Annotated in this window: 19 protein-coding genes; 9 read left to right on the forward strand and 10 right to left on the reverse strand. The window is 37.2% G+C overall.

The window, feature by feature from the left end; all coding sequences use genetic code 11:
- Positions 1 to 60: 60 nt before the first annotated feature.
- From CNR22_19930 to CNR22_19950, 5 genes are all read right to left on the reverse strand, one after another.
- Complete coding sequence (locus CNR22_19930) at positions 61 to 3,585, reverse strand: hypothetical protein (protein PBQ33949.1); 3,525 nt, start codon at positions 3,583 to 3,585, stop codon at positions 61 to 63.
- Between the two features lie 9 nt (positions 3,586 to 3,594).
- Entirely contained in the window at positions 3,595 to 4,137 is a 543-nt protein-coding gene (locus CNR22_19935) for a hypothetical protein (protein ID PBQ33950.1), read from the reverse strand.
- A 77-nt stretch (positions 4,138 to 4,214) separates the two neighbouring features.
- Positions 4,215 to 5,372, reverse strand: coding sequence for a cystathionine gamma-synthase (locus CNR22_19940; protein ID PBQ33951.1), 1,158 nt, complete (start codon positions 5,370 to 5,372; stop codon positions 4,215 to 4,217).
- 25 nt (positions 5,373 to 5,397) lie between these two features.
- Entirely contained in the window at positions 5,398 to 7,113 is a 1,716-nt protein-coding gene (locus CNR22_19945; protein ID PBQ33952.1) for a hypothetical protein, read from the reverse strand.
- A 7-nt stretch (positions 7,114 to 7,120) separates the two neighbouring features.
- Positions 7,121 to 8,077, reverse strand: a complete 957-nt coding sequence (locus tag CNR22_19950) for a glycosyltransferase (GenBank protein PBQ33953.1) — start codon at positions 8,075 to 8,077, stop codon at positions 7,121 to 7,123.
- A 283-nt stretch (positions 8,078 to 8,360) separates the two neighbouring features.
- On the opposite strand from CNR22_19950, the gene CNR22_19955 reads away from it, so the two are divergent.
- Positions 8,361 to 9,716, forward strand: a complete 1,356-nt coding sequence (locus tag CNR22_19955; GenBank protein PBQ33954.1) for a hypothetical protein — start codon at positions 8,361 to 8,363, stop codon at positions 9,714 to 9,716.
- A 7-nt stretch (positions 9,717 to 9,723) separates the two neighbouring features.
- Here the strand turns inward: CNR22_19955 and CNR22_19960 are convergent, their stop codons facing one another.
- Positions 9,724 to 10,548 carry a glycosyl hydrolase gene (locus CNR22_19960; GenBank protein ID PBQ33955.1) on the reverse strand — a complete coding sequence of 275 codons (825 nt, stop codon included), beginning with the start codon at positions 10,546 to 10,548 and terminating at the stop codon, positions 9,724 to 9,726.
- A gap of 93 nt (positions 10,549 to 10,641) precedes the next feature.
- Here CNR22_19960 and CNR22_19965 point away from each other — a divergent pair, with 93 nt between their 5' ends.
- Both CNR22_19965 and CNR22_19970 read left to right on the forward strand, forming a co-directional pair.
- Positions 10,642 to 11,187, forward strand: a complete 546-nt coding sequence (locus CNR22_19965; GenBank protein ID PBQ33956.1) for a dTDP-4-dehydrorhamnose 3,5-epimerase — start codon at positions 10,642 to 10,644, stop codon at positions 11,185 to 11,187.
- Positions 11,188 to 11,203: 16 nt separating this feature from the next.
- Positions 11,204 to 12,052 (forward strand): epimerase, encoded by an 849-nt coding sequence (locus tag CNR22_19970; GenBank protein PBQ33957.1) that lies wholly within the window; start codon positions 11,204 to 11,206, stop codon positions 12,050 to 12,052.
- A gap of 11 nt (positions 12,053 to 12,063) precedes the next feature.
- Here CNR22_19970 and CNR22_19975 read toward each other — a convergent pair whose 3' ends face one another.
- A complete protein-coding gene (locus CNR22_19975; GenBank protein ID PBQ33958.1) occupies positions 12,064 to 13,467 on the reverse strand; it encodes a hypothetical protein in 1,404 nt (467 codons plus the stop codon).
- A 116-nt stretch (positions 13,468 to 13,583) separates the two neighbouring features.
- Here CNR22_19975 and rfbF point away from each other — a divergent pair, with 116 nt between their 5' ends.
- The 3 genes from rfbF to CNR22_19990 are packed head-to-tail and all read left to right on the forward strand — an operon-like array spanning position 13,584 to position 15,688.
- A complete protein-coding gene (gene rfbF, locus CNR22_19980) occupies positions 13,584 to 14,354 on the forward strand; it encodes a glucose-1-phosphate cytidylyltransferase (GenBank protein ID PBQ33959.1) in 771 nt (256 codons plus the stop codon).
- Positions 14,355 to 14,386: 32 nt separating this feature from the next.
- A complete protein-coding gene (gene rfbG / locus CNR22_19985) occupies positions 14,387 to 15,454 on the forward strand; it encodes a CDP-glucose 4,6-dehydratase (GenBank protein ID PBQ33960.1) in 1,068 nt (355 codons plus the stop codon).
- Positions 15,455 to 15,499: 45 nt separating this feature from the next.
- Positions 15,500 to 15,688: a hypothetical protein gene (locus CNR22_19990; GenBank protein ID PBQ34960.1), complete on the forward strand. Its 189-nt coding sequence runs from the start codon at positions 15,500 to 15,502 to the stop codon at positions 15,686 to 15,688.
- Between the two features lie 18 nt (positions 15,689 to 15,706).
- On the opposite strand, the gene CNR22_19995 is transcribed toward CNR22_19990, so the two are convergent.
- From CNR22_19995 to CNR22_20005, 3 genes are all read right to left on the reverse strand, one after another.
- A complete protein-coding gene (locus CNR22_19995) occupies positions 15,707 to 16,615 on the reverse strand; it encodes a lipid A biosynthesis acyltransferase (GenBank protein PBQ33961.1) in 909 nt (302 codons plus the stop codon).
- A complete protein-coding gene (locus tag CNR22_20000) occupies positions 16,591 to 17,304 on the reverse strand; it encodes a TIGR00730 family Rossman fold protein (protein ID PBQ33962.1) in 714 nt (237 codons plus the stop codon). Before CNR22_20000 ends, CNR22_19995 begins: the two co-directional genes overlap by 25 nt.
- A 102-nt stretch (positions 17,305 to 17,406) precedes the next feature.
- Positions 17,407 to 18,483, reverse strand: coding sequence for a peptide chain release factor 1 (locus CNR22_20005; protein PBQ33963.1), 1,077 nt, complete (start codon positions 18,481 to 18,483; stop codon positions 17,407 to 17,409).
- A gap of 129 nt (positions 18,484 to 18,612) precedes the next feature.
- Between CNR22_20005 and CNR22_20010 the strand changes: the two genes are divergently transcribed.
- The 3 genes from CNR22_20010 to CNR22_20020 all read left to right on the forward strand — a co-directional run bounded on the left by CNR22_20010 (position 18,613) and on the right by CNR22_20020 (position 25,011).
- A complete protein-coding gene (locus CNR22_20010; protein ID PBQ33964.1) occupies positions 18,613 to 20,475 on the forward strand; it encodes a hypothetical protein in 1,863 nt (620 codons plus the stop codon).
- Between the two features lie 148 nt (positions 20,476 to 20,623).
- Positions 20,624 to 22,465: a hypothetical protein gene (locus tag CNR22_20015; GenBank protein PBQ33965.1), complete on the forward strand. Its 1,842-nt coding sequence runs from the start codon at positions 20,624 to 20,626 to the stop codon at positions 22,463 to 22,465.
- 140 nt (positions 22,466 to 22,605) lie between these two features.
- On the forward strand, positions 22,606 to 25,011 hold the full coding sequence (locus tag CNR22_20020; GenBank protein PBQ33966.1) for a hypothetical protein: 2,406 nt from the start codon (positions 22,606 to 22,608) through the stop codon (positions 25,009 to 25,011).
- The last annotated feature ends 122 nt before the right edge of the window (positions 25,012 to 25,133 follow it).

Consider the following 25,133-nt stretch of genomic DNA (forward strand, 5'->3'; position numbering starts at 1 on the left):
GGCAATGGGGTTTACTGGCTGAAATTCAAAATCCGCTTCTGGGTTTGGATGGGCAATTACTCAAATCTTAAATCCAATAACAAGAATATCATCCACCTGTTCATTTTCATGTTTCCAGTCTAAATGTTCTTGTTTGATATTTTTTTCCTGTGAATCAAAATCAAATTTCGAATTTTTAACCAGCAAATCTTTAAAGCGGGATGTGCTGTATTTTTTATCTTTTAATCCTCCAAACTGATCTGCGTAACCATCTGTAAAAATATAGAAGATGTCGCCTTTATTAGTCTCTAGAGTATGCGTAGTATACACGATGGTTTCTTCCCTGTCTTTTTGCTTGGTACCAATAGGGATTTTATCTGCTTTAATTTCTGATAATACACCGTTGGAATTTACTATCCAAAGTGGGCGCATAGCACCCGCGTATTCTAAAGTGTTTTTCGAATGATTTATTTTGCAGATCGCAATATCCATTCCATCCTTTGATTCAGATTCATTTTTATGTAGAACACCTAAAACACCATTGTTTAATGCCACTAAAATATCTTTCGGGTCTGTAATTTTTTCTTCGTTAACTATCCGGTTTAAAAGATTATAGCCGATAAGACTCATAAAGGCACCCGGAACCCCATGTCCTGTGCAATCTACAGCGGCAATAATTGAACAGTCTTCAAAATGTGTAAACCAGTAAAAATCACCACTCACAATATCTTTAGTCATGTATAGCACAAAAGATTCGGGGATATACGCTTTTATAAGATCATTTGCCGGTAAAATGGCGTGTTGGATTTTCCTGGCGTAAGAAATACTGTCGGTGATGTCTTTGTTCTTTTGAATGATGATCTGCTCTTGTTTTTTTCTTACAGAAACATCCGTATCGATAATGATAATTTTTTTAAGCTGACCCTGATCATCAAAGATCGGTGTAAGAGTGGAAGATTCCCACGTTTCAGCTCCGGATTCTATCTTCTTATTCAAAGACTCGTAATTTACAGAACGTTTGTTACGAACGGCATCCTCAATAATAGATCTAATATCCTTGTTGTTACTTAAAGAGTAGATGGTGTCCCCATAATTTTTCTTAAGCTCATCCAGATCCATTTTATTCAGCTTCACAAAACTCTCGTTTATGTATTCTAATTTGCCATCGGCTTCAAGAATTAAAACAACATTGTCGGTTTTACTTGCCACCAGAGAGAGTTGCTCGAGTTCAATATTTTTACTTTCGATAATTTGCGATTGTTTTTCAATTTGCGAAGTCCTTTCTTTTACGCGGCGTTCCAATAAAAGATTTTCACGTTGCAGGGCCTTTAAACGGTATTTTACGAACAAGTAAATGGATGAAGCTCCCACAGCTACAACCAGGATCCAAAACCACCAGCGCTTCCAGATAGGTGTGAGAATGATAAAAGCATGGCCGGTGGGGTCGCTCCAAACATCTTCTTCATTCTTAACCTGCACTTTAAACGTATAGGTACCCGGACTAAGGTTGTTATAATTTACGATGCCACCCTCGTCAGAATAAATCCAATCTTCGTCCTGTCCATGCAACATATACCGGAAAAGAAGTTTGCCGGGGTTTTTTAACCAGATGCCATTGTATTCGAAAGCAATATTATTTTGATTGTGTTTGAATTCATAAATAGAATCAAGAGGGAAAGGTTTAAAATTTAAGAGGAAGGAACTAATAAAAATTTGTGGTTTTATAGAATCGCTTGTCTCGGTATTAGTTCGAAAAGTGAGAACGCCATTGTTTGTGCCGCTGTAAATTTTATCCTGTGAATAAAATACCGCGTTTAAATTCGGTTCCATATCTCCGTCGTAAAGATCGTAGTAACTCACGGAATTATCTTTGCAGTTTATTTTATCTATCCCTTTTGAATTTATAGCATAAACCGTGTTGTCTGAAGCAACCAATTGCTGAGGTTGTTCATCTCTTAAACCATTTGACATTTTAATGCTTAACAAAGATTTGCCATCGTATTTTATTACGCCGTCGGCATTAGAAGTTGCCCAAATGTTGTTGTACTGGTCTTTGCATAGAGAAAAAACCGTATTGGAATTAAGTTTAAATTTTTTAGTCAGATCAATAAATTTTTCCTGTTCAAGTCTTTGCAGCCCACCTCCATCCGTTGCTAAATAAAGATTTCCTTTGTCATCGGTAATGGAGGCGTATACATAATTACTTCCCAAGCCTTCTGCTTCTGTAAATGTTTTTTCGATGGAGAACTTCTTTTTCATACCATCCATTTCTACTCTTGCTTTCACGAGTCCTCCGCCAAGTGTGGAAATATAAACGGTATTCTTATCGGCGAAATAAATGTTGCTAATGTTGTCATTAGCCAGTTTGTCTTCTTTAGAATTAATAATGACGGTGTTTTTTGTCTCAGAACTTAAAATAATAATTCCATTTCCATAAGTGCCGAACCAGATATTTCCATCCGGAGCCTTGGTAGCACAGGAAATCGTATATTTATTAAGATCCTGAATTTTATTCACGATGGTTTTACCTTCCGCATCGTTCATTATCTTCGAGATTCCTTTTGTAGTACCAACCCAAACGGCGTTATCGTTATCAATCGCCAGGGCAAGTATTTTATCATCACTGAGTCCTTTGGTGGTATTAATAAAATTAAAACGGCGCTCTGTAAAATGGCTGATTCCTTTTTTTGATGCTAACCAAATTTGTTTTTCACGATCAATAAAAACCTGATTAATGCCGGAACTTTGAATGTAATCTTCGTAGTTATATACAAAGATAGAACCCTTGTCAATTTGAATCAATCCGTTTTTTTCAGTACCAACAACCATCTTAGTCGTAGTCTGACTGAAAGCATTCATTACCGGACCCAGGGCCCAGCTCGTGAAGAAGGGATTACGTTCTATCTTCTTTTTCGCAAAGTTATAATAACAGATCCCTGAATCCTGCATAGAGATGAGTAAACGGCCATTATCAAAAGTAACGTCTCTTACAATGTTATCAGGTAATCCGAGTTTGTTTGAGATAATTGTAAAACGTGGATTTGTGATTACATTGTCAATTTCTGTAATCCCTGCGTCTGTGCCACACCAGATTTTATTTATAAGATCACTGCTTAATTTGTAAATAACATTATCACTAAGACCTTTTTCGCTGGTAAAATGAGTAAGTTGAGAACCAGACCAATAGAAAACACCGTTGCCATAGGTTCCAATGCAAACACCACTCTTTAACTCGCAGAAAGAAGTGATTTTTTCTTCATTAGGTTTTGTAAAGAGAAGAGAATCAATTTTATTTTTTTTGATATAATATACTTTACCCGATTTTGTTCCGATCCAAATGGTTTCTTTAGAGTCGATAAAAAGAGCACTGATTTCTTTTTTTAAAATTGCGTTTTCTTTAGCAACTTCTGTGCAGGAGCGACCATTGAACTTATAAATCCCGTCGCTAGTGCCAAGCCATAAATAGCCCGAAAAATCCTGCATTATTACGTTTACAGAAATGTCTTTTTTTCCTGTTAACGAAAAATAATTTTTAACCTGGAGTTGAGAGAATAGGAGTGAGGAATAAGCAAATAGAACAAGTGTTATTTTAAGTTGCTTCAACACAAATAAGAACTAGGCTTTAGGTTTTAAAGTGGCTTTTACTTCCACCATAATTACCGAAGCTATTTTTTGGTTTACGACTTTCGGAATTTTAATATTATGATCTTCAAGTGGAACTTCAAAAGAAGTTTCAACAAACATGTCCTTATCTTTTATAGTAACTTTTACTTTTATGATTTTTTCCTTGTCGGTACCGTGAATGGTAAAGATACCTTTTGCCCTTACAGATACCATTCCGTTTTTTGAAAAATCAATATCTTCAATAATTTTTCCTTTAAATGTAGCTTTCGGATATTTTACAGTTTCCATATAGTTTTCACGGAAATGCTCTTTTTGCAGGCCACTGTTAAATCCTTCGAATGAATCAATGTCGATGGAAAAGGCAACGTTTTTAGTTGCGCAGTCTACAACTCCGGTGGTTTTATTAGTATGGGCTTTAATAAGTTCCAGCGGAGCTTCTGAGGTAAACTTTGTTTCTCCATCTTTACACATAACCACTTGTGAGTGAAGCAGATTGCCAGCAAACAATAAAAGAATCAAGAGAAGTTGCTTCATGGGCTAAAGTTTAGATAAAAGTAAAAGTAAGCAATTTGTTTAAACTATTGCAGTAAAAAAAGCACAGCACAGATTTCTTATCCCAGTGCTTGTTTTAGGTCTTCAATTAGATCTTCAATGTCCTCAACACCAACGCTTAAACGCAATAAATTATCGGTAACACCGGCTTTTTCACGTTCTTCTTTTGGAATAGAGGCATGTGTCATGGTAGCTGGATGATTGATGAGAGATTCAACGCCACCCAGGCTTTCTGCCAGAGAAAAAACTTTGAAAGAAGAGGCGATTTTAAAAGTATTTTCGATGCTTTTGTCTTTCAAAACGATAGAAATCATCCCTCCAAAGTCACGCATTTGTTTCTTAGCAATCTCATGATTGGGATGATCTGTAAAACCAGGCCAGTATATTTTTTCAATTTTAGAATTGGTCTTAAGGTATTCGGCAACCTTACGTCCGTTAAAACAGTGACGTTCCATGCGTAAATGCAAAGTCTTGATGCCACGCATTACTAAAAACGAATCCATAGGGCCAGGATTGGCTCCACAACTGTTTAAAATAAAATAAAGTTGTTCGTGAAGTTTGTCATCATTGGTGATTAGAGCTCCCATTACAACGTCGCTATGACCTCCTATGTATTTGGTAACAGAATGCATTACGATATCGGCACCTAATGCTAAAGGATTTTGAAGATAGGGAGAGGCAAAAGTATTATCTACCACTAAAGTAATATTATTAGCTTTTGCAATGGTTGAACATGCCACAATATCAATGATCTGCATGGTAGGATTAGTGGGAGTTTCTGCCCATATCATCTTTGTATTAGCATTCAGGTATTTTTTAATATTGTCTGCATTGGTAAGATCTATAAAATGAAACTTAATGCCGTAATTTTGAAAGATCTTGGTAAACATCCGGTAAGATCCGCCATACAGATCGTCCCCGGTAATAACCTCGTCTCCCGGACGAAGTAGTTTCATTACAGCATCTGTTGCACCCATGCCACTGCTGAAACAAACGCAATGTTTGCCATTTTCAAGAGCTGCAATATTTTTTTGAAGTGCTTCTCTTGTTGGATTTTTTCCACGTGCGTAACCGTAGCCTTTATTTGTTCCCGGAGATTCCTGAACGTAGGTGCTGGTTTGGTAAATCGGGGTCATAATGGCACCGGTACTTGGATCTGGATCTGCACCCGCGTGAATAGCCCTGGTACCGAATTTGTAATTTGAAAAATCAGACATATGAATTTCGTTTTAAATTCTTTTTTTATTTAACTGGTTCTGTAGCATTAGCCGGAGCCGCTGCTTGTTGAGGTGTGGTTGTATTTCTTTCGTAAATGTAAATTACATTTTGTCCCTTTGGCTGAAAACCATTCAGTTGTTCTTTCCACGCGTAAGTGGTTTGCTGACCATCTACCATATCGGCAACACCAATAATTTTATAGTTTTCTGCAACGTATTTATTTACCCAATCAAAAATGTATTTATCGGTATTTGGTTGAACAAATAAAGAAATGCCATGGTTATAAAACACAAGGTATCTTGGCTTTGCTTTCTCAACGTCCTGGGCATATTCTCTTTGCCACTGTGGATGTTGTTTGAAGTCAGCTACAATAGCCGCAAAATAAGCGTGGCGTGACAGGTAATTTTTATTCGTGTAAATATAGAATTCCGGTTCTGAACCAATGATAGCCGTTTGATCCTCGGGTTTTGAATTCGCATTGATATAATTCGCTATCTCCAACGTTTCAGGGAAGGGATTGCTGCCATAAACGGTTCTTAAAATACGCTCGTAATTCGGGTGAAAATAATATGACTTTAATGCGCTTACATGTTTAATGGTAAGAATAAAAAAGATGGCCAGGTATGCATATTTTATAACAGGCTGTTTTAAATTCATAGAGTCGCGAAGGAAGTTTATAATTCCGAAATAAGCCAGGGCAGATAATATGGAAAGTCCCGGAATAAGCTGAATCCAATAGTGTCCGTAAAAATAAAAGCCGGGAACAATTGTCATGAACGAAAAGAAAGCAAGGGTTACGTAAATCAATTTATTTCTCCAGCTTATAGATTTTAAAAGGCAAACGAAAACGCCAAGAATGGCGTACATCCAGAAAAATTTGTAATTCTCAACAATGGCGTCGCGTGTGTATCCGAAATATTTTACACCGTCTTCGTACTTTATTTTTCCAACGTAATTTTTAGGCACTTCATAAGCCCAGAACATCATTTCATTGAAAGAACCTTTTAGCAGAATCAGCGCGAAGAAAAATAAAATCACCAGGAAACCACCGGCTCCGTAAATACCAATGTTGATCAGCAACTGTTTAACGCTCCTGTTTTTATCAAATACATAATTTAAGATCAGAGTGCCACCACCCCAAAGTACGAGAAACACGCCATTGGTCTTGATCATAAAAGCCATTCCAAAAGAGATGCCCATTAAAAAAAGATGAAGCCATTTTCTTTTGTCATTGTATAAAGCAAAAAATAACATCCCCAAGCTTATAAAAAAAGCAACACCATGTTCCGACTGAATAGTAAAACCGCTGAGGTTTGGAGTCAGTGATACGAAAGCGTAAGTAGTTGCGGCAATTATTGCCGCAAACGGATTAAAAAGTTTGCGTGCGGCAAAATAGATAAGGATAACGGAGGCCATGTTTAAAAGCATAAAGCCCATGTGAAGTCCTTTTACCGTGAACCCAAACAAACCAACCATTAGGCCGTAGAAATAAAATATCCCTGGAAATTTTTGTTCGTAAAAGTCAACGTAAGGCGTTTTGCCTTCAAGTAGAAGTTTCCCATAATAGCTATATGCCCCTTCATCTCTCTCAAAGCCAATACCCGAGAATTTTGAACGAATGCTGGCGATCACTATAAGGATAATCACTAAAATACCAAGTGAGATTTTCTCTTCGGGAGATAAATTCAAAAATGATTTTTTTGTCTCACTAGTTTTTTCTTTTTGAACAGTTGTTTTCATATAATTATTAAGCTTTCACAGCGCCTGGAATATTTGAATTTTGAATAAGATACAATGGACGATTAATAACGTTCTTGTTGATACGGCTAATATATAAACCGATAATTCCTATGGAAATTAACTGTATTCCTCCTAAAAACAAACTGCTTATGATCAGGGAGGTCCATCCGGTAAGTGTTCTGTGGGCTATGAAGTGACCGTGCAAGGCAACCAGAATCACAATGAAGGATAAAGATGATACAAATACTCCGATTTGCGTTACAAAGGTTAAAGGCTTGTCTGAAAATGCAGTAATACCGTCAAGAGCGAAGCGGATCATTTTACTAAGCGGATAGCCGGTAGTTCCGAATTTACGCTCGTCCCGGCTATATTCTACTGAGGCCTGGTTAAAGCCCAGCCAGGCAATTTGTCCACGCAAAAATTTATTTTGTTCAGGCATCAATTTTAGATAGTCCACAATTTTGCGGTCTATCAAACGAAAATCGCCTGTATCAATTGGAATTTTGATATTGGTAATATTAACCAAAAGACGGTAAAACAATTTCGCTGTAAATTTTTTGAAAAATGTTTCTCCTTTTCTTTGCGAACGGGTAGCGTAAACTACTTCATTGCCCTCTTTGTGTTTTTTATACAGCTCCGGAATAAGTTCTGGCGGATCCTGCAGGTCTGCATCAATAATAACTACTGCGTCGCCTACGCAAGCATCTAAACCTGCGGTTACAGAGATCTGGTGTCCGAAGTTTCTACTAAAATTTATAAAGAAAACTTTTGGATCGGTTTTCGAAAGGTCTATCAGCTTTAACAATGAGCGGTCTTTACTCCCGTCGTTTATAAAAATAAATTCGTAGTTACTTGTAATACCGGAGACACTTTTAGTTAAGCGGTCGTAAAGTTCGGGAATTGATTCCTCTTCATTATAAATTGGAATAATTACAGATAGATCTGTTCTTCTTTCTATATTCATTTCAGTGAGTTTAATTAAAAAGCGAAGTTAATTTCATTAGTCTAATATTCTAAAATTATTAAGATTAAACAAGATTATTTTAGCTTCCGTTGTGTGTATTTATTTTTTAAAGGTAAAAAGTAAAAATACTTATAATAATTGTATCCGGGTGCAGATTTAATAAGAGAAAGCAAAGAATTTCTTTTAAAAAAATAGGGAGGATTCGGGCCTGCTACAACGAGTCAGGATTAAATAAAATTCGTAGTTTTGGAAGAATAATAAATTTGACACAAAATAAAATTTTATGACAATTATTTTAGGGGCAGGTCTTGCGGGTCTTAGCAGTTCTTATCATTTGAACCATCAGTGTGAAATTTTTGAAAAACACAGTCATTCCGGTGGACATATACATTCTCAGAAAATTAATGAATTTACCTGGGATGAAGGGCCTCATGTATCTTTTACAAAGTACGATTACGTAAAACAGCTTTTTGCGGATAGCTGTGAATATTTGGAATATCCTACTTTTCCAACCAATTATTATAAAGGACATTGGGTGGCTCATCCCGCACAAACAAATCTTTATGCTTTGCCTGAGCCAATCCGCACCAGATCATTAGAATCTTTTCTTTCCTCAAGACAGGAAAATAATACGAATGCCAAACCCGAAAATTATAAGGAATGGTTGTACCAGGCATTCGGCGAGGTGTTTGCAGAAGAATTTCCGTGCATTTATACCCTGAAATACTGGACTACTTCAGCTGAAAACCTTACCACAGATTGGGTAGGAGAACGTGTTTTCTTTCCGGCTATTGAAGATGTAAAATCAGGTTATTTAAAGGCTCCGGAGAAATCAAAGCATTATTTAACCACTGCGCGTTACCCTAAGAAAGGTGGTTATTATTCTTATGCCGACAAATTGAAAGAGGGCGCTAAAATTCATTTCAATAAAGAGCTTGAGTATATCGATCTTGATAAACGACAAATTACCTTTAAAGATGGGAGTACTAAAATTTATACAAGGCTTATAAATACTATTGCCCTTCCAGAATTTATATTAAGGTCGAATGCTCCGAAACCGATTAAAGATGCGGCAGAAGAGCTCTCGTGTTCAGAGCTTCTCCTCATTAATGTTGTGGCAAATCATCCGGCAACCATCCTTAATCAATGGTTGTATGTGTACGATAAAGAAAAGTACTCTAGCCGTATTTCCATAACAGAGTTATTCGCAGAGTCAAATGGTTTTCGTGGTAAAACTGGTATTCAGGTGGAGGTCTATTTTTCTAAATACAGAAAACAAACCGAAAATCTTAATCATATTATAGATTCTGTTTGCAAAGAATTGGTTGAAATGGGACTTATTAAGAGCCTTGAGAATATCGAAGAAGTCAACACGAAGCAGATTTGTTACGCTAACGTTATTTTTGATCATCAGAGACGAGGTGCCCTGGAAAAAATATACACATATCTTTCTAATTTCGGCCTGGCGAGAGAAGAGGATGATTTAGAACCCACAACAGATTGGAATAAAAAATTAGACTCTGAAAATTCTTTAGGAGATTTGGTTATGGCAGGACGTTTTGGGCAGTGGAAGTACTACTGGACGGACGATTGCGTGATGCGTGGTTTAAATATTGGACAATCATTGCTTAAAACCTAAGTGCACATCAGTTTAAAATAAATTTGTACAAGATCTTTTTAAAAAAAGTTGAAAGTACTACTGCGAATAATCCTACTCTGTAGTTGAATTTTGTTAGTTGATACTCCGGAGCGGAAAACACTTTTCTAATAAAATTTTGTTGATCTGTTTTCTGCCTGTTAATTATTTTTGTGCTCTCTGATTCATTTGATACTCTGAAAATACATACGTTATCTGGTATGACAAATAAGTCGCCATGTAATAGCATTCTGAACCAAAGATCTAAATCCATAGTGTAATAAATACTGGCGTCAAACACGCCGGTTACTTCAAGAAGTTCTTTTCTGAACAATACTACACCAGGTTCTCCAATTATATTTCCTCCAGAACGGATATTTTTATTCACTGCATCTGTTTTGCTTACCCTGATTCTTTTTTTGGAAAAGCCCCGGCTAAAAATAATTTTCCCTTTAGCGTTTACAATATTTTTTCTTCCACTAACAAGACTTATTTCCTTTTTTTTATCCTGGTCTAAAATTTCGCACTGTAATTTCAGACAGTCAGGATAAATTGCATCATCAGCCGGCAGCAATTTGATGTACTCACCTGTCGCAAGAGTCAGAATTTTATTCCAATTTCCCAACATACCCAAATTTGATTCATTCTGAAAAAGTTTTATTCTTGGGTCCGTATAATTCTTTACAACAGCAACAGAATTATCTGTGGATTTATTGTCTAAAATGATAATTTCGAAATCCTGAAAAGTTTGGTTGAGAACGGAATTAATTGCTTCGCTGATATATTTTGCTCCATTATATACAGGAATACAAATACTTACCTTAACCTGGGCCATGTTCAATTATAAATGTAACTTATTTGGCGCCAAATATAAAATATTTTAGCTACATTCGACATCAATTTATTATCCAATATTACTTTCTATAGCATGTTTAATGTAGTACAAACAAAAATTTCCGGGTGTTTCGAAATCCAACTTAAAAAGATTGAAGACTTAAGAGGATCGTTCACAAAAACATTTCACGCACATATATTTAGGGAGTTAAATCTGGACATGAAGTTTACGGAAGAATTTTTTATTTATTCTCATAAAAATGTATTTCGCGGTATGCATTTTCAAAATCCTCCAACTGCAACTTATAAACTTGTTTATTGCGTTCACGGTGAAGTAACAGATTACATTGTAGATTTAAGAGTTGGCTCACCAACTTACGGTCAATATGTTTCATTCGAACTAAATGCAAAGTCTCCCAAATCTATTTTCCTTGATAAAGGCCTGGCACATGGCTATATGGTTAAATCGGATTTTGCAATCATGCAATATAAGTCATCTGAAGTTTTTGACCCCGCGACGGATGGAGCTATTGATTACAGGTCTTTTGATTTTGCAAAAGATATTGTAAATCCCATATTATCAGAGAAAGATATCAAAGCAGTATCTTTTGAAGATTTTAAAAATGATTTTAAATTTTAATAAACGTATTTGATTTATGAAAGTTCTAGTGACGGGCGCGACAGGAGGTTTAGGAACACTGATTGTAAATAATCTATTGAGTCGTGGAATCGAAGTTGTTGCAACATCCAGAGATCAAGCGAAGGCTGAAAAAAGTGACTTTTTTAATAAGGTGATATTTAAGGCTTACAGCATTGAGAACAATCCAAGAGAAGATCTTTACGCATATTTTGAAAAACCAGACGCACTCATTCATTGCGCCTGGGATAAGTTGGGAGCTGCCGAATATAAAAACCCCATGCACACACAGGTGATCCTTGGGCAGCATAAAGACTTTCTGAAAAATCTTTTACAAAATGGATTAAAAGATATTACTGTGATTGGAAGCGTTTACGAGTATGGAATTACCGAGGGAGAATTATCAGAAGATATGCCTTCGGAGCCCACGGTAGAATATTCCATAGCCAAAAATTTACTGCGGGAGTTCCTGCAGGAAGAACAAGCAAATTTTGATTTTGTATTAAAATGGATGCGTGTGTTTTATGTGTTTGGTGAAGTAAAGGGCAGAAAAAATCTTTATACTTTATTAGCCGAAGCCGTAAATAGAGAAGACAAAACATTTAATATGTCAGGCGGCCAACAAACACGCGACTTCCTTACTTCAGAAGAAATTGCGGATATTATTGTTCGTGCCTCTATTCAAAAAGAGGTAAATGGTATTATTAACTGTTGCAGCGGCAAACCAGTGGTGTTGATAGATATTATCCAGGATTATATCAAAAAACACAATTCAAGCATTGAATTGAACTTAGGATTTTATCCTTATCCGGACTATGAACCTATGCATACATGGGGTTCGGTCGAAAAATTGAATAAGATAAAATAGGTAAATTTTATTTACCTATTCTTTATTAACTTAATATTCTCCGTTCCATTCTCAGAAGATAATCTCGCGAAATAAACCCCGCTAGGATAAGACGCGATATCTATTTCAATATTTTCATTAAAAAATTTCTTTTCGAAAACTAATTTTCCGTCAGTACTTTTTACCTGCACAGAATAGGAACCTTTAAGGTTTGTTTTGTAATAACCATTTCCAGGATTCGGGAAAATTGCGGAACTATTATTTTTTTCTAAATCCTTTATGTCGGTGCACTTTGACACGCTAATGTTAACTGTAGAGTTTAAAGCGCAGCCAGATGAATGTTGGGCGTTGATTATGTAAATTGTAGATACGCTGGGAGTTACAGTCAATAAACTTCCCGTTTGTGAACCGGGCATCCATGTATACGTGGAGGCTCCTGATACTGTTAATGAAACCGTTTGTCCAGTGCAAATTGTATTGCTATTACCAGATAATGAAACCTGAATCGAACTCACATTTACTGCCAGTGACGATGATGATCGAGCACCGCAGCTACCACTTACCGATACGCTTATTACTCCTGAGTTTATACCACTTGTAGCCAATAGTGTGTTTGTACTTGAACTTCCTGTCCAGCCAGATGGCAAACTCCAGGTATACGATCCGGTGCCCATAGGCGTTACGCTATAAACAGACTGGGCAGATTGGCAGGGCGCAGTGTTTCCGAAAATGGGTGCTGAGCATGCGTTGTATAGCTGCTGAATATCAGCAAGGCTTAAGGCTCTGTCGTAAAGGTAAAAGTCATCCAGATCCCCCGAAAAAAATCTTGTCTGGGCATCATGTATTTTACCAATCGATATAGGAAACATAGAGCCTGTGTTGATGGTCTGGGTAGAGCCGGTTATAACACAAGTAATACTGGATAATAATATAGCATCTACATAAAAATCAACAGAGCTGAGTTGAATTCCTATTGAGGAGTTTAACACCGCCACAATATGATGCCATTGCCCATCAATGATACATGAATTGCCCCTAGTCAGAGCCTGATTATTAACGTCTATTCCAACTCCGGTGCAATTATAATTGTATTGAAAGCCAATTGCTTCACCAGCAGTTCCATTACCATAGGCAAATAAACACATCAGGTTTGTATTTGTAGTTTTTGCCCAGAAAGACAAAGAACGGGATGCACTGCCGGTTGGCCCGGCGCTTAACATGGAAATATAATCACTTGTCCCGTTAAAATGGTAGGCGCTATTTGGATTTCCACACCTGTCGTTTGTGAGAGTTGCACCTGAAACCGTTCCATGATTTAAATTTAAAGAAATATCATTAGCATTTCCAGAAAAAGGCCATGCTCCAACCAATCCTGAAGAAGGAATTTGTGATTTAACGAGTAAGTTTAAAGTGAGGAAAAAAATAGTTATTCTCATGGGATTTTTTTGTTAAATGTAATGCTTTTTCGATTTACCCAACCACTTTTTTTGATAACCCACCATTCCTTGAAAGATTTTTGGTTTAAATTCTTATATTCGCTTTTTAAAATTTTATGAAAGTTGTAATACTAGCGGGCGGACTTGGAACAAGACTCTCGGAAGAAACAGACATTAAACCAAAGCCAATGGTAGAGATTGGCGGTAAACCAATTTTATGGCATATCATGAAAATATATTCACATTATGGTTATAATGAGTTTGTGATTTGCCTTGGTTACAAGGGTCATGTTATAAAAGAATTCTTTTCGAATTTTTTCCTTCATAGTTCTAATGTAACTATTGATTTAGCAAATAATAAAGTAGAAGTCCATAATTCGGAAGCGGAGAACTGGAAAATTACTTTGGTGGATACAGGTAAAGAGTCTATGACAGGGGGCCGTATTAAACGCATTAAAGACTATGTGAATGATTCAACCTTCATGCTCACTTATGGTGATGGTGTAAGTAATATCAATATCCCTGAACTTGTTGAATTTCATAAAAAAAGCAAAAAGGCGGTAACGGTTACTGCTGTGCAGCCAGAGAGCCGTTTTGGTGTTTTGGATATTAATGCCGATAATGAGGTAAAATCATTCATGGAGAAACCAAAAGGAGAGAGTGGTTGGATTAATGGCGGATTTTTTGTTTGCGAACCGGCTATTTTTAAATATATAAAGGGAGATGACACGATTTGGGAGAGGGAACCTTTAGAAAATATTGCTAAGGATAAAGAGATTGCCGCATTTAAACATTTTGGGTTTTGGAAACCTATGGACTCGCTGAAAGATAAACAGGATTTGAACAAATACTGGGATACAAATAAAGCAGAGTGGAAAATCTGGTAAGAATTTCATAAATAAGTAATCGCGTTCAAATTATGACAGATCTGTTTTCCGGCATTTACAAGGGTAAGAAAATTCTGGTAACTGGTGACACCGGCTTTAAAGGCTCGTGGATGTGTATCTGGCTTAAAGAATTGGGGGCTGAAGTATATGGGTATGCCTTACCTCCCTTAACTGCCAAAGATAATTTTGTATCAACAGGCCTTGAAAATAAAATTCATCACCAAGACGGGGATATCCGAGATCTTACAAAGTTGAAAAAATATTTTGCTGAGGTGAAGCCTGACATAGCGTTTCACCTGGCCGCGCAACCGCTTGTTATTGAATCTTATCATAACCCCCATTATAATTTTGAAACAAATTTAATGGGTACAGTTAACTTTTTTGAAGCTGTAAGAGCATGTGATTCTGTAAAAGTGGCTATAAATGTTACCACAGATAAATGTTATCAGAACAATGAATGGATATGGGGTTACAGAGAAAATGATCCCATGGGAGGGGATGATCCATATAGCGCCTCAAAAGGGTGTTCCGAATTAATAACCAATTCTTACATAAAATCTTTTTTTACAACAGAAGGCAGCGCTCAGGTAGCTTCGGGAAGAGCGGGGAATGTTATTGGTGGTGGCGATTGGGCTGAAAACAGAATTATTCCGGATATTATAAGGGCTTATCAGTCAAACCAAACAGTTATTATAAGAAATCTGGATTCAGTAAGACCCTGGCAGTTTGTTCTTGAACCCATTTACGGCTATTTAAAACTTGCTCAGAAATTATTTAACGAGGGCAAGAAATTTAGCGGGGGCTGGAATTTCGGTCCTTCGGCTTTTGAAAACTATAGTGTTGGAGATGTTGTAGCCGAAGTTAAAAAAATTATTCCTTCGGTAAAAATAGACGCTCCGGAAATGAAGGGGAAGAAGCATGAGGCTGGTTTATTAAAGTTAGATATTACCAAGGCAGTCAATTTTCTTGACTGGAAACCTAAATTAAATTTTGAGCAAACCATTCAATATACTCTTGATGGATACCTTGATGAAATAAATGCGGTTGATAATTTATATTTGAGAAGAGCTTCTCAGCTAGAGATGTACTGCAGTTTATAATTAAATCGAAGCAACTTTGCCGCCCTCCGGGTAGCGGACCTTACCATCTATAATCGTTGGGGAAATGTAGTATATCGCAATAAAAATTACGATAACAGTTGGAACGGTAAGGCAAATGTTTCTACACTGAAATTCGAAAATGGACTACTACCTGAAAGAACTTATTATTACACACTTCTGATCGAAGAAGGTGCAAAGAAAAATTATCATGGATTTATAGTCATACGAAATTAAACAAAAGATTACCCGAACTTAGTTAGTAGGTCTTTTGTGTTTCCACCTTTTATGTGTCCATAACCAGGTGTAGGGCTGTTCTATAATATTTTTTTCGAGAGCTTTTGCATGAAGTTCAGAGATAGCCCCATCCGGAAGTTCATTTGGAGTTTCTGTGATAATTATAGCATCCATTTCGTAATAGCCTCTTCTTAATTTCTTTACCGGAACATAAATCATCGGGTAATTAAATTTTTTCGCAAGTTTTTCTGGGCCATTAAAAACAGGAGTGTCCTGGTTTAAAAAGGTGGTCCAGTAGGCGCTTTCGGGCGGCGGCGTTTGATCGGCGATTAACCCAACCGTTGTGGGAATATTTTTTTGTTTAAGACCAAGTAGTTCGCGGTAAAGATTTTTCATAGCTACAATGTTTCCACCTTTTCGTCCACGTAGTTTCAACATAAAAGCGTCAAAGCTTTTGCTGCTTAAAGGATGGTAAACGCCGGTAATAAGCTGGTCGAAATAAAATTGATGAGCGATGGCGCCCCATTCCCAGTTTCCGCAATGTCCCATCACTCCTATGATGCTTTGTTTCCTGGCTTCATAATTTTCAATTATTGCAATACCGTTCGCTGTAAAGGCGAAACGTTTTTTAAACTCGGCGTCTGAGATCGTCATAAGTTTTAAGATCTCAAAAATAACGTCACAGAAATGTTTGTAAAACTGTTTACTGATTTTTTTTATTTCTGCGTCCGATTTTTCAGGAAAAGAATTTTTCAGATTTTGGAGAACTACTTTTTTGCGGTAACCTACAACATAATATACTAGTACATAAAGTTTCCAGCTGAAAATATGGTGCAGCCAGAACGGTAAAACGGAAATAAAGTAGAGTAGAGGCAGTACGAATATTTTAAAAAGCCAGCTCACTAGAAATTTGGTTTGAGTAGATATTTGCTGTAAAAATCAACAATGTGTTTTGCCGCATCTTCGGCTGTATCCACGATTTTAAAAAGATCAAGATCTATCGCGTTAATATTATGCTCCTGATCGAGCATGGTGTTTTTCATCCATTCAATCATTCCTTTCCAATAATCGCTGCCCACTAATACAACCGGAAACTGTGCAATTTTATTGGTCTGAACGAGGGTCAAAGATTCAAATAATTCATCCATGGTTCCAAATCCCCCGGGCATACCAATAAATCCTTGCGAGTACTTAAGAAAGATTGTTTTGCGTACAAAGAAGTAGTCAAAGTTGATAGACTTGTCGGTATCAATGTAATCGTTATTGGATTGTTCAAAAGGCAATACAATATTTAAACCTACCGATTTCCCTTCACCCCTGCGAGCTCCTTTATTAGCGGCTTCCATAATACCCGGACCACCACCTGTAATAATACCATAGCCTTCTTTTACCAATCTAAAAGCTATTTCTTCTGCCAACTGATAATATTTATTTTCAGGTTTGGTGCGTGCGCTTCCAAAAATAGAAACACAAGGTCCGATACGACTCATTTTTTCAAAGCCTTCTACAAATTCGCTCATGATTTTAAAAATCTGCCAGCTGTTTTGTGCTTTGATGTCGTTCCAGTCTTTGTTTGCAAACGCGTCCCTGATTCTGTCTTCTCCTTCTGATGTCATTAACTAGTTTATAGTTTAAAGTTTATAGTCGATAGCCAATAGTCAATATTAAACAGTTAGTACACTACTTCTTTCTAACTATTTACTATTGACTGTTAGTTTTTAATTCTCCAATCCCCCTTCTTTCATACGTTCGGCATTTTCCGCGAATTGAAGTTTGTCAATCATCTCTTGTATGTCACCACTCATAAAACCAGTGAGGTCGTAAAGCGTTACATTGATACGGTGATCGGTTATGCGGTTTTGGGGATAGTTATACGTTCTGATCTTTGCACTTCTGTCTCCGGTACTCACCATGGTTTTTCTACGCTTGGTAGTTTCTTCCAGACGTTTCTGATATTCGATGTCGTAAATTTTCGAACGTAACATTTGCATCGCTTTTTCACGGTTACCGAGTTGATTACGTTCTGTTTGACAAGTAACAACGATGCCTGTGGGCTTATGTGTAAGAATAACCTTACTTTCTACCTTATTTACATTTTGCCCGCCGGCCCCGCCACTTCGCGCAGTTGCCATGTCGATATCAGAATCCTTTACATCTACATCCAGTTCTTCGGCTTCGGGCAGCACAACAAGAGAGGCCGCTGAGGTATGCACGCGTCCCTGTGCTTCGGTTGCAGGAACACGTTGTACACGGTGAACACCACTTTCAAATTTCATGGTTCCGTATGCACCGCTTCCTTTTACATTAAAAACAATTTCCTTAAAGCCTCCCATAGTGCCGGGACTAGAGTCCACGACTTCCAGCTGATATCCTTTTTTCTCGCAAAAGCGTGAATACATTTCAAAAAGATTTCCAGCAAATATGGCAGCTTCGTCACCACCGGTTCCACCACGAAGTTCCATCACACAATTTTTAATGTCTTCCGGATCTTTTGGTATGAGGAGTAAACGAATTTCTTCGGTCAGTTTTTCTTCTCTTTCACGATTCTCTTCCAGTTCAGCTTTCGCCATATCTAAAAAGTCTTTGTCCTTCTCGGTAGCAAGTACTTCTTTAGCACTTTCCATATTGGAAAGAACTTTTTTGTATTCGTTAATGTGCGTTACAATTTCACCCAGTTCTTTATATTCAATATTTAATTTCTTAAATAATTTCATATCGCTGATCACCTTTGGATCTGCAAGCTTCAGCTCAACATCTTCGTAACGGCGTTTTATTTCTTCTAGCTTTTCTAACATAGTAATTTTAGGAGTGTAAAGATAGGAAATTGCCCAATTCTTTTGGCTGTTTAGCTAAAAAATCCTAGTATTGAATTGCTGAAACAGTAAATTGACCGGAGGTCGCTGTAAAGCTTTATTCACCGCTACATGCCTGATTTTTTTCATAAAATAAAACCTCACTGCTTTTTTGTTTTTGCCGCCGTTTTATGTGAAATTTTGTTTAATTGGGTAACGCCGCCTTTGCAGTCGCCCGATGAATTCAATCATTTTTACCGCGCTTACCAGATTTCGGAGGGGTATTTTTTGCCGCAACAAAAGCACTCTAGATTGGGAGGCGATATTCCTTATGATGTTTCTGATTTTGTGGCGCCTTTTAAAATGGCAAGCAGAGTACCTGAATTAAGGCCGGCCAGAAATGGTCACTCAGATTCTTTTCCAAATGCGGTGTCTAATCAAAGCGCCTTCCGCGATTTTCCCAATACCTCCTATTATTGTCCTGTATCTTATTTGCCGCAGGCTTTAATCCTTTTTGTATTTAAACAATCTAGTGTCTCAACCGCCACATTGTATTATGCGGGCCGGATTTTTATGTTTCTGGTATGCCTATTTGCTATGGCTTTTGTCATTAAAATTATGCCGGTTTATAAGTGGCTCTTTACTCTTTTGGCCCTGCTTCCCATGAACCTGTTTATTATGAACTCTTTCAGCGCCGACAATGTGACCAATATTTTGTCTTTTTTATTTATTGCGCTTGTTATTAAATCTGTTTTTGGTAAAGATAAGATCACCGATCAGATCCTTATCTGGCTGGTGGTTATAGCCGGTTTATTAGCTCTTGCCAAACTGGTATATGTAGCTTTGATTTTCTTGCTTTTTCTTATTCCTGGGCAAAAATTTAAGTCGGTTAAACAGCGTGTCGTCGCTATAAGCAGTGTTTTTGGTGTGTCGATTTTATTTTTTTTGTTTTGGTCGTCGGTTGTAATGAAAAACTACCTGTTGTATGACGAGTATGCCCCTGCTTACCGCAACGCCGCAACAATAGTGCCTGAAGCTAACTATTACGAACAAAAAGCTTACATACTCAACCATCCAACTTATTTTCCGAAAGTGATTTGTAATACTGTTTCTAACCCGGATAAAACCTATTTGGCCACTTATATTGGTGCCTTTGGGGCTTTTTTAGATGTCACCCTTCCACTTTGGCTTATCGTTCTTTCTTACGGTGTAATTATTTTTGTAGCTTTTAGTGAGAAAAATGAATTGAGATTTTCTGGACGTCAAAGGCTTGTTCTTTTTATAGCTGCGTTCAGCTGTTTTGTTTTACTCTTACTTTCTCAACACCTAACCTGGGATAGTGTTGGAAGCGGGCGTGTAGAATTACTACAGGGCCGTTATTTTGCACCTTTGTTTCCTTTAATATTTATGGCTTTGGGCAATCCTTTCCCGAAATTAAAATTTAAAGTCGCTGCCATGGTTGTAGTTTCAGTTTTTTGTTTGATGGCTTTTTCGGTGTGGGCACTTTACGAACGGTATATCTCTGACCCTTATGATGATGTAACGGTCATTACCTGCGGGGCTGAACAGCTTGATGAATCAGGGAACTATAAAACCTCTTCTCCTGGTGTTTATCTCGAAGGCCGTTCCAATCAAACTTCTGTTGAAAAAAGAAACGGCAATTATTCCGCTGTAGTTTCACCAGCACTGCCTTATATTCTCACTTATGTTTTTAAAGGATTCCACACCGGAGATCTAATAGATATTAGTGCCTGGCAAAAAGGTGACGCTACTTTGTGCGTATTGGGAGGAAAAAAAGAGTGTGGCGATTTTTATAATGAATTCAGCGACGTGCAATACACTGATAGAAACGGATGGATAAATCTGCATGGTATTTTCGTAATTGATTCTTCGTGCGATACTGTGAATGTTGGATTTTTTATGCGAAGTAAATCTAACCAAACAGCTTACGTAGATGATCTTACTTTTAAGCTGAAACGAAAATTGAAACCTTAATTGGCACGGAAGTTAGCGATTAAGACGCATACGCAAGGTGATCTGAATTTTTAATGTTCACAGAGCGATGCGATCATTTTGCTGTTTGCAGGAAAAAGGGTAGTATTGAAATTTCAAAAAATAACCCATACAAAAAACTAAGCAGTTCATGTTTAAATCCCTTATTACTATAAAGCCCGCTTCGTTTTTTATTTTTGCAGCGGTAACTTTTGGCATTCTTTATGGCTGTGTAAGGCCACCTTTGCAGTCACCCGACGAGTTCAACCATTTTTGCAGAGCTTACCAGATCGCTGAAGGAAAGTTTTTTCCGGAAAAAACGGATAAAAGATTAGGTGGTCAAATTCCAATGAGTTTTGATCAATTAAGATTTTTATATGTTCCATGTACTTACCTGCCTGATTATAAAACGCGACTAAAAGAAATGAGGGAAGGTTTGGAAATTAAACTTTCAACTAACGATACAAAGTTTATAGATTTTCCTAATACGTCCTATTACTCGCCAGTATCGTATCTTCCACAGTCATTCGCGATCTTTATACTTAAACCATTTAATCCCTCGGTAGGCCTTTTGTATTATGGCAGTAGAATGTTCTCATACGTGGTGTGGCTGATAGCTATGTTTTTTGTGATCCGTAAGCTGCCAATCTATAAATGGCTTTTTGCTTTACTGATTCTTATGCCTGGAGATATTTATATTAACAATAGTTTTAGCGCCGATCTAATGACCAATGTTCTGACTCTGTTGTTGATTGCGCACATTCTGCAAAGAGCATTCGATGATAAGCCCTTCACCTTAAAAGATTTTTGTTGGCTATTGATTTTCGGAATTCTGCTGGCGCTAACTAAGATAGTTTACATAAGTTTAGTGTTATTGGTCTTTGTTATTCCTGCCGAAAAATTCGGTACACGTCGAAGAAAACTAATTTACAGTGGAATTATTTTTATTATTGCTTGTATTGTAGCCCAGTTATGGTCGGCACAGATCATGAAATATTATATTCCCTACAATGAGTATCATGAAGTAATGCGGGAATTCTCAACTGTACACGAGAAAGCGAATTATTACCTGCAAAAAGAACATTTAAAACAGCACCCTTTTCATTTTTTCGAAGTCATTCTAAACAGTTTGTTTAAGGATGATTTTTATTTGCACAGTTATATAGGCAGGTTTGGAACTTTCCTCGATAGTCCGATACCAAATTGGTTATCGCTGCTCTATTACATGGGGATCATTTTTGTAGCTTGCACAGAATTCACAAAACGATCGCTCTCTTATTTTCAAAAGATGGTCCTTTTTCTCTCAGCATTTGGAACATATGCTCTGTTATTATTAACGCAACACCTTACGTGGAATAGTATAGGAAACACTATTATTGGCTCTTTCCAGGGAAGATATCTGGTGCCTATATTTCCGCTCATCTTTTTACTTTTAAATAATAGCTGGCAAAAAATCAAACTGAATCCTGCTTTATTTGTAATGGTTTTGGTTGTTTTCAGTAACATCTATTGTTGTCGTATGCTTTATGTAAAGTATATAAATAGTTTTACTGAGATTACTGAACTTTTTTATAGTGCTGATTCTTTTAAAGAAGAGGAGGTGTTGAAGATGAACGGCGAAATTATAAATGTAAAAGGAAGAAGCTCCAATCAATTTAGAAGTGCCAGGTATTCTGTAGCGCTGGCTCCCGACTCTTCCAGAAGATTTATTTACAAATTTAATAAAGCACAAAAAAAAGATCTTGTAGAAATTTTCTTCTGGCGAAAAGGTGAGGGTGCAGAAATAGAAGCAACGGGTTTCGAAAGTTGTTCGCCCTATAAATTCCTTAATCATAATGTTAAGTTAAAAAGCGATAGTGGATGGAACAGGACGCAAGTGTTCTTTTCCTTTTCAAATGATTGTGCCGCTGACGGAGAGTTTTCTGTTTTTAATCGGGGCAACGACACCGTTTATCTCGATGACTTTCGTTTTAAACTCATTCGAAATAAATAATCTCAAAAAGCTTAATATTTGCTGAGTAAATTGGTCAGCTTATAATCTTCTTTTATCGAAAATCAAGCACTCTCATCGCATTAGAATTTAAAGTAATTACAAATTAACTATATTTGTTCGCATCCCTAATCTTCTTTATTATGAAAAAAAATCTACTACTATTAATAGTTCTTTGTTTTATTGGTACTGTTAAAGCCCAGGATTTTTTAGGACTTCAAAGCAGTAATTACGCCGGAGTTACCGGGGCTTATAGCAATGCCGCTAATATAGTTGACAACCGTTTTGTTGTTGATATTGCTCTGTTAGGTTTAAATACAGGAATTCACAATAACTATTTGGGAATCAAACGCAGTAGCATTGGCTTTTCAGACACGAGCTGGAACAACAGGGATAATAATTTTAAGCTCAACAATAATGGTAAGTCTAAGGCTATTTATATGACCAATAGACTTGTACTTCCTTCTTTTATGATTTCTTTAAACAGAAAAAATGCCATTGCTTTTAACTGGAGTGTACGTAATTTCATTAATGTGAGTGGAATTTCGCAGGATCTCGCAGATCTTTTATATAGTGATCTGTCCTTAACACGCCTTTTAAATAAAAGATTGCAAAATAAAAATCTTGACATGCAGCAAATGTCATGGGCAGAGTATGGTTTAACCTACGCAAGGGTTATAAAACCCGATGGTCCGCATTTTCTTAAAGCTGGGGTTACAGTCAAACTTCTTCAGGGCCTCGAAGCGGCTTATGTGTATGTGAGAGATCTCGACTACCAGGTAAGTACAAAAGATACCATGAGTTTTTTTAAAACAGAAGTAGCCTATGGTCACTCAGATAATCTTGATTTCACCAGCAATAACCCTGCAAGCGCCTACAAATTCACTTCGTCACCAGGTTTTGGTTTTGATTTAGGGGCAGTATACGAATGGCGACCAAAATATTTGGATTACCAGTACGAGATGGACGGTAAGTCTGGATTATTTCGCCGTGATAAAAATAAATACAAAGTAAAAGCCAGCTTAGCTATAAACGATATTGGAGGAATACGCTTTAAAAAAGGAGCTTTGTCTAATGACTTTACTGCTGATGTAACGCGCTTTAATATTGGCGTTTTTAATAATGCGGATAACATTACAGAATTTGATTCCATTATTAAAGCCCATCCACAGGAATTTCCGGCAAAAAACGATAAAAGAACTTTCACCATGCGTTTGCCAATGTCTGTAAATGCTCAGGTGGATTATCGAATATGGAAACCTTTTTACGTGAATCTGACGGCAAATTTTACTAATTTTTTTAAGAAACAAGAATCCAAAGTTTATGACTACACAAACATTAGCATAGCACCGCGTGTAGAAGGTAAATGGTTTGGGTTAGGTATTCCGGTTTCATACAACACCTTAGCAGCCAAACACGGACAATTCGTAGGCGTTGGAACTATGGTGCGTCTCGGGCCATTGGTTGTAGGTTCTAACAATCTTCTTAATTATTTTGCTTCAGAAATTTATGGTGCCGATTTTTATTTTCTCCTGAAAATTCCAATTCCATACGGTATGAAGAAGGATCGTGACCATGATGGTATTAGCGATAGAAAAGATAAATGCCCGAAAGTACCTGGTATATGGGAGTTTAAAGGTTGCCCTGATAAGGATGGCGACCACGTTCAGGATTCGGAAGACCGTTGTCCTGATGAGGCAGGGCTTGTTCAACTTATGGGTTGCCCTGACCGCGATGGTGATGGAATTACAGACAGGGAAGACATGTGTCCTGATTCGGCAGGAACAGCCGAGTTTAAGGGATGCCCTGATACAGACAATGATAAAATTATTGACCGGTTAGATGAGTGTCCTGCCGAAGCTGGTTTGTCAGAGTTTAATGGTTGTCCTGATAAAGATGCCGATGGCACACCAGATAAATTGGATGACTGTCCGGACGTATTCGGAACAAAAGAAAATAAAGGTTGTCCTGATAGAGATAATGATGGTCTCGTTGATAAAAAGGATGATTGTCCTGATCAGTCAGGTCCTGTTGAAAATAAAGGTTGTCCTTATCTGGATACAGACAAAGACGGTGTGTTGGATAAAGATGATGACTGTCCTCTAGTGGCTGGTGTAATTGAACTTAAAGGTTGTCCTGTTTCAAAACCATCCGATCCTGTAGCACAGGAGGTTCCAATGAAGGCCGCTGAGAAAAAAATTATCGAGAAGGCCTTTGCCAGTCTGGAATTTGCTTCAGCAAAAGATATCATTAAACCAAAATCCTTACCGGCATTGAACGAACTTGCCAAATTAATGATTGCGCATTCTACTGATTGGAAATTGAAGTTAGCTGGACATACGGATAATCAAGGTATAGCAGAAAAAAACATGGTACTGTCCGAAAAACGTACCTTGGCTGTGAAAAAATACCTGGCGAAAAAAGGTGTTAAAGAGGATCAATTAATCACCGAGTGGTTTGGACAAACAATGCCGATTGACGATAATGCAACTCCTAAAGGACGCCAACGTAACAGAAGGGTAGAGATGAAAATTCTTCTAAAAGAGTAAGCGGATGATTTATTTACTGGTGCTGGTATGGATAATTGTTTTACTTATTGTTGTAAGGTTTGTCATAAAAAGCATCAGGAAAAACAAACAGTGGAATAAAAGATCCAGATAGAGTTCTTATT

The organism is Sphingobacteriaceae bacterium (genome assembly GCA_002319075.1).
GTDB lineage: Bacteria > Bacteroidota > Bacteroidia > B-17B0 > Aurantibacillaceae > Aurantibacillus.